The organism is Shewanella sp. 10N.286.51.B7, from assembly GCF_002873615.1.
Lineage (GTDB): Bacteria > Pseudomonadota > Gammaproteobacteria > Enterobacterales > Shewanellaceae > Shewanella > Shewanella electrodiphila.
Map to the genome: position 1 here is coordinate 33826 of NZ_MCUF01000058.1, position 14898 is coordinate 48723.

The window sequence follows — 14898 nt, forward strand, 5'->3', positions numbered from 1 at the left end:
CATTTTTAAAAGGTGTGGTTGTTACAGCAGCTATTACTACAATGTTGGCCCTTACAGCGCCTGTTCAAGCGCAACGAATTAAAGATATTGCCAATGTTCAAGGGGTGCGTAGCAACCAATTGATTGGTTATGGTCTTGTTGTTGGCTTACCAGGCACAGGTGAAAAAACGCGTTATACCGAACAAACCTTTAGAACGATGCTGAAAAACTTTGGCATTAACCTACCTGATAATGTTAAACCGAAAACCAAAAACTCTGCAGTGGTAGCTGTACACGCTGAAATGCCAGCATTTATCAAACCAGGTCAAAATCTTGACATTACCGTATCCAGTATTGGTGAAGCCAAAAGTTTACGTGGTGGAACACTGCTGCAAACTTTTCTTAAAGGAGTCGACGGCAATGTTTATGCTATTGCGCAGGGAAGTTTAGTTGTTAGTGGCTTTAGCGCAGAAGGCCTAGATGGTTCGCAAGTTATTCAAAATACCCCAACAGTGGGACGTATTCCTGGTGGTGCAATGGTTGAACGTAGTGTGATGTCGCCTTTTGCTACAGGTGACCACTTGACGTTTAATCTACATCGTTCGGATTTTTCAACGGCAAAGAGCATGGCTGATGCGATTAATAGCTTTTTAGGCCCTGGAATGGCACGCGCGTTAGATGGCACTTCTATTCAAGTCAGTGCACCACGTGATGCATCTCAACGAGTGTCATTTTTAGCCACATTAGAAAATGTTGAAGTCGAGATAGCCAGCGAGTCGGCGAAAGTGATTGTTAACTCTCGTACAGGCACGATTGTTGTTGGCCAAAATGTGAAGTTAATGCCAGCTGCAGTTACCCATGGCGGTCTAACGGTAACCATTGCTGAGGCCACGCAAGTTTCTCAACCTAATGCTTTTGCAAATGGTCAAACAGTTGTCACTACTGATTCAACCATTGATGTGGCCGAAGCTGACAGCCGTATGTTTCTTTTTGACCCTGGTACCACCCTTGATGAGCTTGTGAGAGCGGTAAACCTTGTAGGTGCAGCTCCTTCTGATGTACTTGCAATACTCGAAGCGTTAAAGATGGCAGGCGCTTTGCATGGAGAACTTATCATCATCTAAAAATTGTCGGTACGACTATGGAAAAGCTGTCAAATTCATCGCACTTTCTGGATCTAGGAGGACTAGATTCATTACGTTCTCAAGCTCAGAAAGACGAGAAAGGCGCGCTTAAAGAAGTCGCGAAACAGTTTGAAGGTATCTTCATTCAAATGCTGATGAAAAGCATGCGTGATGCCAATGCAGCTTTTAAATCAGATAGTCCAATGAACAGCCAAACCACCGAGTTTTTTGAAAACATGCGTGATCAACAAATGTCGGTGGATTTATCAGATAAGGGCATGTTGGGCATAGCAGACTTGATGGTGCAGCAGTTATCACCGCAAGATACCCCATTTAGACCAGCGTCAGTGCTTCGTGGTGATATCGATGCAAAAATAAAGCATGGCATGTTCGATAATCATTCTCGTGATGATAAAACGCTAAATCAACCTGCCATACCGTCTTCTAGCATTGCAGTGCATTCAATTCAGCAACCGGCCATTAATATTGAGCAATTATCTTCGAGCCATGATGCGATTGATGAGGCGGCACTTCAGCAAATTTTGGCTGGAAAGTCGGTGACTTCTGTTGCCACGAGTGGCAATCAATTGCCGCAAACGATAAATAAAGCCCCTAGCGAATTTGAAAATCCTGAGCATTTTGTTGCCGTGTTATATCCCCATGCAGAAAAAGCGGCGAAAGCATTAGGTACCACACCAGAAGTCTTGTTAGCACAATCAGCATTAGAAACTGGCTGGGGACAAAAAATGATCCGCCGTCATGATGGTGAGGCCAGTAACAACTTATTCAATATTAAAGCTGATAAGCGCTGGCAAGGTGATAAAGCCTCGGTGAATACCTTGGAGTATGAACAAGGGGTAGCAGTGAAGCAAAAAGCCGACTTCAGAACCTACGACAGTATTGAGCAGAGTTTTAATGATTTTGTGTCATTTATTTCAAATGGCGAGCGTTATCAAGAAGCTAAAAAAGTGGCAGCAGAGCCTGCCAAGTTTATACATGCATTACAAAAAGCTGGTTATGCCACTGATCCACAATATGCACAAAAAGTGTTGAAGGTGATGGAGTCAGTGACCAATGGGCTTAAGTCTGTATTACCAGGAGAGACTAACTAATGGCTGTTGACTTACTAAACATTGCCCGTACGGGTGTACTGGCTGCGCAATCTCAAATGGGCGTGACCAGTAATAATATTGCCAATGCCAATACGGTGGGTTATCACCGTCAAGTGGCTGAGCAATCGTCATTAGAGTCCCAAAAAATTGGTAATAGTTTTTATGGACAGGGCACTTATGTATCCGATGTTAAACGGATATATAACGACTATGCAGCAAGAGAGTTGCGTATTGGCCAAACCGCAATGAGTGGCGCGGAAACTCGCTTCACTAAAATGAACGAAATGGATCAGCTATATTCTCAAATTGGCTCTATGGTTCCTGATAGATTGACTGATTTTTTTGCCAGTATTAATAGTGTCGCCGATCTGCCTACAGATATTGGTATGCGTGACAGTATGTTAGGTGCTGCACAGCAAACTGCGACTAGCTTGAATCAAATGCAGTCTCACTTAGATTCACAGATGAAACAAACCAATAGTCAAATTGGCGCTGTTGCAGATCGAATCAATGAAATTAGTACTGAGCTCGCCAATATTAATTTAGAGCTAATGAAATCGGGCGGACAACAAGATAGCCAGTTACTTGATCAACAAGATGCGTTAATTCTTGAATTAAGTGAATACTCAGAAGTGAATGTGATTCCGTTAGAAAATGGTGGCAAAAGCGTCATGTTGGGCGGCTCTGTGATGCTAGTGTCTGGTGAAGTGGCTATGCAAGTGGGCACAACCACAGGCGACCCTTATCCTAATGAGCCGAGACTGACAACGTCAACAGGTAACCAAACTTTAGTTATTGATGGTTCTAAACTTGGCGGGCAACTCGGAGAGTTGTTCAAATTTAGGGATGAAACCTTAATTCCAGTTAACCAAGAGTTAGGACAACTTGCTCTAGGTGTTGCTGATGCATTCAATGAAATGCAGTCTAAGGGTTTTGATTTAAATGGTGAGCTTGGACAGAATATTTTTACCGATATTAATGCTCCAACGATGGCAGCTGGCCGAGTTGGCGAATACGAAGGTAATACTGGTACTGCCAAATTAAAAGTTAATATTGATGATGTCGGTCAATTAACAGGGAGTTCATATGAGCTTTCATTTACTGCACCTTCATCTTATGAATTAAAAGATACTAAAACGGGTGAGACCCAAGCGTTAACTTATGATGCTGTGAATAACCAATTAACGGGTGGGGATGGTTTTTCTATTCAAATTGATTCAGTTCCAGCGGGTTTCGCTGATGGTGATAGGTTTGAAATAAGACCAAACGCAGGTGCAGCCGCAGGTATCGGGGTTGAAATGACAGACCCAAAAGGTATTGCTGCAGCAGGCCCTAAAATCATAGGCGAGTCAACAAATTCGGGTGATACGAGTGTTCAGTTAACTAGCATAGATCGTACTAATGCTAACTTCCCGCTCACAGACAGTGAAATCACGATTCAGATTGATACCGTCACTAATACATATCAAGCATTTGATGTCGATGGTACTGCTATTGGTGGACCTACTGCATTTACACCACCTCAAATCAGTACACCTTTTGGATTTGATTTTGAAATCGATGATAGTTCTGCTGGCGGTGTTATTGATACTTATACCTTCGACTTGTCATTTGCTGAAGGTGATAACAGTAATGCAGTTGAAATGGCTAAATTGTCAGATGCAAAATTGATGAATGGTGGCACTACAACCTTAGCCGGTGTTTTTGAGGGCAGTAAATTAGATATTGGCAGTAAAACTAAAGCTGCAGCAGTATCTGTTGCGTCTAATGAAGCGGTTTATCAGCAAGCTTACAATCGAGTTCAAAGTGAGTCTGGTGTTAATTTAGATGAAGAAGCAGCTAACCTCATGCGTTTTCAACAGTCATATCAAGCTTCCGCCAGAATCATGACAACTGCTCAGCAGATGTTTGACTCATTGCTTAGTTCTGTTCGCTAGGAGAATCAGTTATGCGAATTTCAACCGCTCAAATGTTTAACCAGAATACTTCTAGTATTTCAAAGGGGCAGTCTGCAACCAATAAAATTCTTGAACAGTTGGCAAGCGGCAAAAAGATTAATACTGCTGGCGATGATCCTGTGGCGGCAATTGGTGTTGATACCTTAAGGCAGAAAAACGCACTAGTTGATCAATATGTCAAAAATGTTGATTACGCTCAAAAGCACCTTGGATTAAGTGAAAGCAAGTTAGGCAGCACTGAAACCTTGATGAGCAGTATGCGTGAACAGCTACAACGCGCTGCAAACGGCAGTTTATCTCAGTCTGAACGGCAAATGATTGCCGATGAAATGAAAGATAGCTTAGAAGAGTTAATGTCGATAGCCAACACTAAAGACGAGTCTGGCAATTATATTTTCGCGGGGAACAACACGAATAACCCTCCGTTTGCTTTTGATAACAATGGCGAAATTGTTTATAGCGGAGATAGCGGAGAGCGGCAAAGTATTGTTGCCTCCGGTGTCACCGTAGGAACAAATGTGCCAGGGGATACGGTATTTATGAATGCCTCAAACCCTTTAGGTGACTATGGCGTCAATTATCTGCCATCCCAACAAGGTGACTTTACCGTAGATAAGGCGGCAATATTTGATTCCGCTGCTCATGTTGAAGATACCTACACGTTTAAGTTTGTTGATAACGCCGGTGTATTGGATTTACAAATAGAAGACTCTGGCGGAGCAGTTATTTCTACAGTGCCCAATTTTGATCCCAGTAACCCTGTAAGCTTTAACGGTATTGAGGTTCAATTGTCTGGACAGCCCGTTGCAGGTGACTCTTTCACTATGGAACCGCAAGAAACAGTCAGTATTTTAGATACCTTTAATCAAGCAATTTCTATGCTTGAAGACCCTACAATACCAAATACTCCCCAAGGTAACTCAAAGTTGGCACAGCTATTGAATAATATCGATAGTGGTCAAATTCAAGTCAGTGCGGCAAGAAGTATTGCAGGCAATAGCTTGAAGAGTTTAGAAAGTATCTCTACAAATCACGCAGAAGAAAAAATCGTTAATGACAGTGCTTTATCCATGCTTGAAGATTTGGATTATGCCGCAGCAATAACTGAGTTTGAAAAACAGCAACTGGCATTAAATGCCGTGTCGAGTGTATTCGGCAAAGTCGGTTCTATTTCGTTGTTTGACTATATCTAGCAAGGTTTTTGAATTTTGCAAAATATGTAAACAATAATGACCCACGTTAAATTGTAAAATTTAGCCAAGCTCCAAAGTCTTGGCAACAAAACTAAGAATGAGGATTTATTTATGGCTATTACAGTAAATACAAACGTTACATCAATGAAGGCACAGAAAAACTTAAACACTTCAACTCAGGGGTTGGCGACCTCGATGGAACGCTTATCTAGTGGTTTACGTATTAACAGTGCAAAAGATGATGCGGCAGGTCTGGCTATTTCTAACCGCTTGAACTCTCAAGTTCGCGGCTTAGAAGTGGGTATGCGTAATGCAAATGATGCAATTTCGATTGCACAAATTGCTGAAGGCGCGATGCAAGAACAAACAAATATGCTGCAACGTATGCGTGATCTAACGATTCAATCTGAAAATGGTGCAAACAGCACAGAGGATTTAGCTGCACTTAAAGCTGAAATGGATCAACTTGCAGAAGAGATTACCGCTATTGGTGGCAGTACTGCATTCGGTGATACTAAGTTATTGGATGGTAGTTTTTCAGCAGGTAAAACTTTCCAAGTTGGCCATCAAGATGGCGAAGATATTAGTATAACTGTAAAGCAAAGTGACTCAACAAGCTTATCAGTTGCCGCTTTAACTAATGCTACTTCTGCAGGGCGAGCTTCTTCCCTTAACAAAATTGATGCAGCGATTAAGTCAATTGATGAACAACGTGCTGACTTAGGTGCAAAACAAAACCGTTTAGCACACAACATCGCTAACAGTGCTAACACTCAGGCAAACGTTGCTGATGCTAAGAGCCGAATTGTAGATGTAGATTTCGCCAAAGAAACAGCTGAAATGACCAAAAATCAGGTATTACAACAAACAGGTAGTTCAATGCTTGCACAAGCGAATCAATTACCTCAAGTTGCACTTTCGCTACTGGGGTAATTTACATCCCAGAAATGTAGTTTAGTTAACCAATTGCATAAAAAGCCATATCCATTTTTGAATGAATATGGCTTTTTTAATGCCTGTAAGCCACTGTTTTCTAGCTAATATGATAAATGTTCGAAAAATGTTCAAATAATTTCTAAAGTATCTTAAAACGCTGCCGTTAAAGTATTTGTAACCCAATAGACCCGCCTGGCAATAAAGACAGGCAATGTTTTAAAGCCAGGTATAAAGAGGAATCAAATTATGGCTATTACAGTAAATACAAACGTAACTTCAATGAAAGCGCAAAAGAACTTAAACGCTTCAACTGGTAACTTAGCCACATCGATGGAACGTTTATCAAGCGGTTTACGTATTAACAGTGCAAAAGATGATGCGGCGGGTTTAGCGATTTCTAACCGTTTGAACTCTCAAGTTCGTGGTTTAGAAGTGGGCATGCGTAACGCTAACGATGCAATTTCAATTGCGCAAATTTCTGAAGGCGCGATGCAAGAGCAAACTAACATGCTTCAGCGCATGCGTGACCTGACTGTACAATCTGAGAATGGTGCAAACAGTACTGAAGATTTAGCAGCTATTAAAGCAGAGATGGACGAGCTTGCCTTAGAAATCACTGAAATCGGAAACAATACTGCATTTGGTGATACTAAATTATTGGATGGTAGTTTTTCAGGCGGCAAGAATTTCCAAGTTGGTCACCAAGATGGCGAAGACATTACTATTACAGTAGCTACAAGTGATTCGACTAGCTTATCAGTTGGAGGTCTAACTAATGCTACCTCCGCAGGTCGTGCTTCAGCTCTAACTAAAATTGACGCAGCGATTGCCACTATTGATAGCCAACGTGCAGATTTAGGTGCGAAACAAAACCGTCTTGCTCACAACATTGCTAACAGTGCTAACACTCAAGCAAACGTTGCAGATGCTAAGTCTCGAATCGTAGATGTGGATTTTGCTAAAGAAACAGCTGAAATGACTAAGAATCAGGTTTTACAACAAACGGGTTCAGCAATGCTTGCACAAGCTAACCAACTACCTCAAGTTGCACTTTCTCTTCTCTAATTTGACTAATCGAATTAGAGTTTGAAAATTTAAGAAGGGAGGTCTTGATAGATCTCCCTTTTGTCGTTTTTGATGATGATTATCGTAATAAACTAACTAAGAGGCGTAAGATGGCTATGGATATCAATTTTACTGGTACCTCAAATACCCTTACTGATAATATGGGGACTCGTCAGCTTACTGAGACTAAGGCTGCGGTAGCTGAAGAAAAGTCGAAAGTCACTGAGCTTGAAAAAACAGAGCAAGAAAGTAAAGATTTGACAGAAAAAGATTCTGACAAACAAGATTTAGCAGATATTACCAACGATCTTAATGATATGACTGCATTGATGCGAAAAGGTTTGGCTTTCAAATTAGATGATGATTCCGGTCAAAATGTCATTAGCGTTATGGATGTAGATTCAGGTGATATAATAAGACAGATACCCAATGCCGAAGCGTTGGAATTATCAAAAAAACTGGCTGAAGTGGCAGGAATTTTGCTTAATACAGAAGCATAAAATCAGCAGTTTTAGTAATCTTTGGTCGCTCACATTTTTATCGAAGTATCTAAGAGGAAATTATGGCATTAACAGCAACTGGTATTGGCTCGGGCCTTGATATCAACACCATTGTCGGTGTATTGGTCGATGCTGAAAAACTTCCCAAAGAGGCACTATTCGACAAAAGTGAAGCAACAATAGATGCTAAGGTTTCAGCTATCGGTTCATTGAAAAGTAAATTATCTACCTTCCAAGATGCGTTAGAGAAACTGAGCGATCCTGATTCATTAAATATTCGCAAAGTGTCTACGGGTGACAGTATTTATTTTGGCGCTACGGCCGATAAAACTGCGCAAACAGGTAGTTATCAGATCCAAGTCGAGCAACTCGCATCTTCACATAAAGTGGCTGGAGCAAACGTTGCTGATCCAACTTTAGGTGTCGGGGCTGGTAGTTTGGACCTCTCTGTCAACGGTGAAGCTTTCTCTGTTGATATTGAAGCGACTGATTCACTTGAAGATATTGCCAGTAAAATTAACAGTTCAACTGATAATTCTGGTGTGACAGCCACCATTATTACAAGTGATGCTGGAAGTCGGTTAGTGTTTAGCTCAGATGAGCCTGGTACAGACAATGAAGTTACTATAACTGCAACAGATACTGCAGGTACAGGACTAGATGACATGTTTGGCGCCGGTAACCTGACGACATTACAAACTGCTGAAAATGCAGTTTTATACATAGATGGTCAAAAAGTAACATCACAATCTAATGAAGTTACAGATGCCATCGCTGGTGTGACTCTGTCGTTAACAGATGCTGACATTGCTAAGACAACAACATTGAAAATAGAACAAGATGACGAGCTGGTTAAAGAGAATATCCAAGCCTTTGTTGACGCTTACAATACATTAGTTACTTCAATTAGTGACATGTCTAAATACGATACTGAAAAAGAAGAAGCGGCTGCTTTGCAGGGGGATTCGATGATCCGCTCAATCGAATCTCAAATGCGCAGTATGATCAGTAACCGAGTCGATGTTGATGGACAAACTGTTGCATTATATGACATAGGCATCGAGACTGATCGATACGGTAAAATGTCAATTGATAGTGATAAGTTAGATACTGCAATTAGTGAAAATATGGATTTAGTTGAAGGCTTATTTGCGACTCCTGATACTGGGATCGCTAATCGTTTAGATACTATGGTCGAAGGTTATGTGAAAACTGGTGGACTCATTGATAACCGAAATAATAGCTTAACCAGTGAAAAGAGTCGTTTAGATGACCAACGAGACGCATTTAGTTTGAAAATGGAGCTGTTAGAAGCAAGATTATTTAAACAGTTCAATACAATGGATTTAATCGTTGCTCAAATGAACCAACAAAGTTCGGGCCTCGTAGAGCGTTTAAATTCACTTCCAGGCTCAGTTCCAAGCAGTTAATTTATGAAACAACTTAACGAAACTAATAAAAAAATAGAACAAACACTGCAGACATTAGAAAATACCCCATCAGAAAATGAACAGTCTGATGAGTTGGTATCTATTTTGCAAGAGTTGACTGTAGAGCGTCAAATTTTACTCGATAGTATTGATGAGACAGATGTAGAACTTGCTAAAAAGACACTTCAAGAACAGATCGTAATTAGTGAAGGGTTTGAATTAAGAGCGAGAAATGTTCTTAAGCATATTCAGGCATTGCTTCAAGCTAGAAAGAAAAATCAACGCCAAATTAATATATATCAATCAGTCGATTCAAATAAGTAGCGAAGGTGACCTATGAGAGGATCAATAAAATCTTACCGCAAAGTATCTCTAGATAGTGAGATTGCTGTTGCTTCCCCGCATCGTTTAATCCAAATGATGTTCGATGGTGCTTTGTTGCGTTTAGCTCAAAGTCGTTACGCAATCGAAACTCAAGATTTACAAGGCAAAGGCGTTGCAATCAATAAAGCGATTGGAATTATAAACGGTCTAAATAACAGCTTGAATATGGATGTAAAAGATTCTGTAGCGGGTAATTTAAGTGAACTATATGACTTCATGTTACGCCGTATTTCAGAGGCAAATATGAATAATGATGTTAAAGCGATTGATGATGTTTCGGGGATTCTTCGAACCATTAAAGAAGGCTGGGATGCCATTCCTCAAGATATGCACTTGATGACTTCAGAAGCAAGTTGATACTAAGTGTTACGATTGTAAAACAGGCGCCAATGGCGTCTTTTTTATTGCTGATAAGTTTTAAGGTTGCAGTTAAAGCGAATGCTCGTTTTATTTACTTTTTGAAATAAAATGTTGAAACCTGCCTATAAAAACAACTGTTGGTGACTTAAATCAACAGCATGGTAGAATAATGTCTTCTGATGCTTGATTCTCATGCTCTGATAATACAATATTTAATTTTTGCGTATTCGTTTAAACTTTATTGCTGGTTTGGCTATATTTAAGTAAAGATTAAAAAATATGAGTATGCATTCTGCTATGTTAATGTTTATATTATAATTGTGTCTTCTGACTCAAAAAATATAGCGTGATAATCAATATTCAAGTCTAGACTCTGTAATGTGTGCTAACTCTATGATGTTTGCAAATAGACAGCCAATAACATGAATATGACTTTGAATAACTAATAACTAGAGCTTTGGCCTTCTTAATGATGCAAATAGAACAACGAATTTTAATTGTTGCTGAACCTTCTGAGCGAGTCTCTCGTCTTTGTTGTATTTTTGAATTCTTAGATGAAAAACATCATGTCATCTCTACTGATGATCTTGCTTCATTATCACGTGAATCTCGTTTTAGAGCCTTAGTCATTGATACTGAATCAGTATCGCCAGAGTTTATTAAAGATGTTCAGTCATCCATTCCTTGGCAGCCAGTATTATTGATTGGTACGGTTGAAATTAATGGTGTTAATGTACTTGGCACTATTGATGAGCCTATCAATTACCCACAATTAACTGAGCTACTCCATTTTTGCCAAGTTTATGGTCAAGCTAAACAACCGCAAATTCCCACTAGTGCGAATCAGACAAAGTTATTTAGATCTCTTGTTGGACGAAGTGAAGGGATAGCCAATGTTCGTCATCTGATAAGCCAAGTGGCCACTTCAGGTGCGACTGTTTTAGTATTAGGTCAGTCAGGTACAGGTAAAGAAGTTGTAGCCCGCAATATTCATTACATGTCAGAGCGACGGGATGGTCCTTTCATTCCGGTAAACTGTGGTGCAATTCCACCTGAATTATTAGAAAGTGAACTTTTTGGACATGAAAAAGGCTCATTTACTGGCGCAATTTCAACTCGTAAAGGCCGTTTTGAATTGGCTGAGAATGGCACACTATTTCTAGATGAAATTGGTGATATGCCGCTGCAAATGCAGGTTAAGTTACTACGCGTATTGCAAGAAAAAGTATTTGAAAGAGTGGGTGGTTCTAAAACTATTACCACTGATGTGAGGGTTGTTGCTGCAACACATCGTGATTTAGAAACGATGATAAATGATAATTTATTTCGTGAAGATCTTTATTATCGATTGAATGTCTTTCCAATCGAAATGCCATCGCTGAGCGAGCGCCGTGATGATGTGCCTCTTTTACTGCAGGAATTGGTGAGCAGAGTCTTCAATGAAGGGCGGGGTAAAATCCGTTTTACCCAGCGTGCAATAGAGTCATTAAAAGAACATAACTGGTCAGGAAACGTGCGTGAGTTATCTAACTTGGTCGAGCGCCTGACGATACTTTTCCCTGGCGGACTGGTCGATGTTAATGATTTACCGCGAAAGTATCGTTATATCGATGTGCCAGAGTACAGTGTTGAAATTAGCGAAGAGCAACAAGAGCGTGATGCATTAGCGTCAATTTTCAGTGATGATGAACCTATTGAGATCCCTGAAACCCGTTTCCCAAGTGAATTACCGCCAGAAGGTGTCAACTTAAAAGATTTATTAGCTGAGCTAGAAATCGATATGATCCGCCAAGCTCTAGAGCAGCAAGATAATGTGGTTGCTAGAGCAGCAGAAATGTTGGGGATTAGACGAACAACCTTAGTTGAAAAAATGCGTAAATATGGCATGAGCAAAGATTAACCAGTTTTGCCATAAACAGTTACACTAAAGCATGCCTCATGGCATGCTTTTTTATGCTTATGATTTACACATAACGTTTTGGCACACCAAATGCATTAGCTTACACAAAAGTTAATATTTTGACGGAGTGGCTATGTTTTCGGCGCACAGCAGTTTAGCACAATCGATGGTAGAGCCTAATTCTATTACAGAAGTGGGATCGAGTTATAATGCCTCAAATTCCTATGCTCTTAACGATACGGCTCAAGAAAGCTCCTATTCAGCACCTCAAGGATTAGACTATCAAGAAGTCGGTTATCAAGCACTTGATAATCAAGACCTTTACACCTCAAAAAACGATAATCTTTCCGAGGCTTCAGCAAGCGTTAATCATGATTTAGCTGGACAAATAGCCCGTTCAGCACCGCAAAAGGCGGCGAATATGTCAAATCAAATGGCGCACATTCTGCAAGCGATGCCTTCAGGTGTTGTTATCATTAATGGTGATGGACTGGTTACATTGGCAAACCCTGTGGCAACAGAGCTTTTAGGTAGACCGCTACAAGGGGCTAAATGGTTCGATATTATTAACCGCGCTTTTTCACCGCAAGAAGATGATGGTCATGAAGTCTCACTTAAAAACGGTCGAAGAGTTAAACTGGCTATTACTCCGTTAACGCCAGAACCTGGACAATTAATTGTTTTAACAGATTTAACCGAAACACGTTTATTACAGAAAAATTTGTCGCACCTCCAACGCTTATCGGCGTTAGGAAAAATGGTCGCAACCTTGGCTCACCAGGTAAGAACACCGCTTTCTGCCGCTATGTTATATGCATCTAACCTTGCTAGTCCAAAACTGAATGATACGGCTAAAAAACGATTTCAAACTAAATTAGTCGACAGGTTGAATGAACTTGAGCGACAAGTAAATGACATGCTGTTAATGGCTAAAAATAAGCAAGATGATGCATCCCAGGTGACTGACGTTGAAGATATTATCGAACCTGTACTTGCTAGTTGTGAACCCATTGCTGAAAAAAAACAGTGTCAGTTAAATTATTTTAATCAAGCTAGTGAACGAATGTTAGCTAATAGTAATGCGCTAAGTTCAGCAATTAATAATCTTGTTATGAATAGCTTAGAGGCTAATGCCACAGAAATTAGAATCATTACAGCTTCATCTAATACTCATATTAATATTGATGTTATTGATAATGGCAAAGGATTAGCAGCTGATATGCAGCAACAGATTCTAGAGCCATTTTTTACAACCAAAAGCCAAGGTACAGGTTTAGGCTTAGCAGTTGTTCAAACGGTAGTAAGAAATCATAAAGGGACAGTGCAAGTCTCATCACAACCAAATAAAGGCTGTTTAATCAGATTGTCATTCCCGATTTATCAATCGCATAAAACTCAGACGACAGGTTTCGAAAGTGAAGTGTTAAACAATGAAGCATTAGCTGATAACAACATTACAGATAACGACTTCAGTAAAACAGAACGTGGCGCAGAAAATCACAATAGCCCGGAGGCATCACATGGGTGAAGCAAAACTATTACTCGTTGAAGATGACGCATCTTTACGTGAGGCCTTACTCGACACCTTACTGCTGGCAAGCTATGAATGTGTTGATGTTGCATCTGCAGAAGATGCAATTCTTGCTCTCAAGTCAACAGAATTTGATTTGGTTATTAGTGATGTTCAAATGGAAGGCATTGGTGGTATAGGCTTGTTAAATTATTTACAGCAGCAAAACTGTAAAGTGCCAGTGCTACTGATGACCGCTTATGCAACCATTGATAGTGCGGTTAGTGCGATTAAACTTGGTGCTGTTGATTATCTAGCGAAACCATTTGCGCCAGAAGTACTACTTAACCAAGTGTCACGTTATTTACCCCTAAAGCAAAATCTTGATCAGCCTGTGGTGGCTGATGACAAAAGTTTGGCATTACTTTCTATTGCCCAGCGTGTAGCCAGTTCAGATGCGTCAGTGATGATTATGGGGCCAAGCGGTTCAGGAAAAGAGGTATTGTCACGATACATACATCAAAATAGCTCGCGTTCACAACAACCCTTTATTGCAATTAATTGTGCCGCCATTCCAGAAAATATGCTCGAAGCGACATTATTTGGTTATGAAAAAGGCGCTTTTACTGGCGCATACCAAGCTTGTCCCGGTAAATTTGAACAAGCTCAAGGTGGTACGATTTTATTAGATGAAATTTCAGAAATGGAATTAGGTCTTCAAGCTAAGCTACTGCGAGTGTTACAAGAACGAGAAGTTGAACGTTTAGGCGGGCGTAAAACTATTTCTCTTGATGTGCGTGTGCTTGCTACTTCTAACAGAGACTTAAAAGAAATGGTGGCATCAGGCGGTTTCAGAGAAGATTTATATTATCGAATTAACGTATTCCCGTTAACTTGGCCTGCTTTGAATCAACGACCAGCTGATATCTTACCACTTGCGCGTCATTTATTGGTTAAGCATGCTAAGAATGCCAATATCTCACCTGTGCCGACTTTGGATGAAGTGGCTTGTAGACGTTTGTTGACTTATCGCTGGCCAGGAAATGTTCGTGAGCTGGATAATGTGATTCAACGAGCATTAATTCTTCATACTGGAGAGGCTATTTCAACAGCAGATATCATATTAGATTCAAATGAAGTTGAATTACAGCAACCTGAACCTACTCAAGTCAAACCTGTAGCTGAAAATGAAGGACTTGGTGATGAGTTAAAAGCTCAAGAGCATGTAATTATTCTTGAGACACTTAACCAGTGTAATGGTAGCCGCAAAGACGTTGCGGAAAAGCTAGGTATCAGTGCTAGAACCTTACGTTATAAAATGGCCAAGATGCGCGATATGGGAATACAAGTCCCTGCTTAGCTTTTAGCTAGACTGCTACAAAGTAAACCTGATTTGGCTTTCGATCAGGTTTACTTGTTCACTTGCTAGTCAAACAGTCATCCATTA

The 14898-nt window shown here is 40.3% G+C and carries 13 protein-coding genes; all 13 read left to right on the forward strand.

Features of this window, described 5'->3' with window-relative positions; translation table 11 throughout:
* Window positions 1-41 precede the first annotated feature (41 nt).
* The 13 genes from BCU84_RS15590 to BCU84_RS15650 all read left to right on the forward strand — a co-directional run bounded on the left by BCU84_RS15590 (window position 42) and on the right by BCU84_RS15650 (window position 14811).
* Window positions 42-1103 (forward strand): flagellar basal body P-ring protein FlgI, encoded by a 1062-nt coding sequence (locus tag BCU84_RS15590; protein WP_241906460.1) that lies wholly within the window; start codon window positions 42-44, stop codon window positions 1101-1103.
* Window positions 1104-1120: 17 nt separating this feature from the next.
* On the forward strand, window positions 1121-2215 hold the full coding sequence (gene flgJ, locus BCU84_RS15595) for a flagellar assembly peptidoglycan hydrolase FlgJ (protein WP_102528999.1): 1095 nt from the start codon (window positions 1121-1123) through the stop codon (window positions 2213-2215).
* Window positions 2215-4152 carry a flagellar hook-associated protein FlgK gene (flgK, locus tag BCU84_RS15600; RefSeq protein WP_102529000.1) on the forward strand — a complete coding sequence of 646 codons (1938 nt, stop codon included), beginning with the start codon at window positions 2215-2217 and terminating at the stop codon, window positions 4150-4152. The genes flgJ and flgK overlap by 1 nt, the downstream gene beginning before the upstream one ends.
* Window positions 4153-4163: 11 nt before the next feature.
* Window positions 4164-5366: a flagellar hook-associated protein FlgL gene (gene flgL / locus BCU84_RS15605; protein WP_102529001.1), complete on the forward strand. Its 1203-nt coding sequence runs from the start codon at window positions 4164-4166 to the stop codon at window positions 5364-5366.
* Window positions 5367-5477: 111 nt separating this feature from the next.
* Window positions 5478-6299 (forward strand): flagellin, encoded by an 822-nt coding sequence (locus BCU84_RS15610; protein ID WP_102529002.1) that lies wholly within the window; start codon window positions 5478-5480, stop codon window positions 6297-6299.
* Between the two features lie 249 nt (window positions 6300-6548).
* Window positions 6549-7367, forward strand: coding sequence for a flagellin (locus BCU84_RS15615; RefSeq protein ID WP_102529003.1), 819 nt, complete (start codon window positions 6549-6551; stop codon window positions 7365-7367).
* Window positions 7368-7477: 110 nt separating this feature from the next.
* Window positions 7478-7867 (forward strand): flagellar protein FlaG, encoded by a 390-nt coding sequence (locus BCU84_RS15620; protein WP_241906457.1) that lies wholly within the window; start codon window positions 7478-7480, stop codon window positions 7865-7867.
* A 62-nt stretch (window positions 7868-7929) separates the two neighbouring features.
* Entirely contained in the window at window positions 7930-9297 is a 1368-nt protein-coding gene (gene fliD, locus BCU84_RS15625; protein ID WP_102529004.1) for a flagellar filament capping protein FliD, read from the forward strand.
* Window positions 9298-9300: 3 nt separating this feature from the next.
* The gene (locus BCU84_RS15630; protein WP_102529005.1) at window positions 9301-9621 is read left to right on the forward strand and encodes a hypothetical protein; all 321 of its coding nucleotides are present in this window, start codon (window positions 9301-9303) and stop codon (window positions 9619-9621) included.
* 12 nt (window positions 9622-9633) lie between these two features.
* A complete protein-coding gene (fliS, locus tag BCU84_RS15635; protein ID WP_102529006.1) occupies window positions 9634-10038 on the forward strand; it encodes a flagellar export chaperone FliS in 405 nt (134 codons plus the stop codon).
* Between the two features lie 472 nt (window positions 10039-10510).
* Complete coding sequence (locus BCU84_RS15640) at window positions 10511-11941, forward strand: sigma-54 dependent transcriptional regulator (RefSeq protein ID WP_102529007.1); 1431 nt, start codon at window positions 10511-10513, stop codon at window positions 11939-11941.
* A 133-nt stretch (window positions 11942-12074) separates the two neighbouring features.
* Window positions 12075-13469 (forward strand): ATP-binding protein, encoded by a 1395-nt coding sequence (locus tag BCU84_RS15645; protein ID WP_241906458.1) that lies wholly within the window; start codon window positions 12075-12077, stop codon window positions 13467-13469.
* Window positions 13462-14811: a sigma-54 dependent transcriptional regulator gene (locus BCU84_RS15650; protein ID WP_102529008.1), complete on the forward strand. Its 1350-nt coding sequence runs from the start codon at window positions 13462-13464 to the stop codon at window positions 14809-14811. The genes BCU84_RS15645 and BCU84_RS15650 overlap by 8 nt, the downstream gene beginning before the upstream one ends.
* Window positions 14812-14898: the final 87 nt, after the last annotated feature.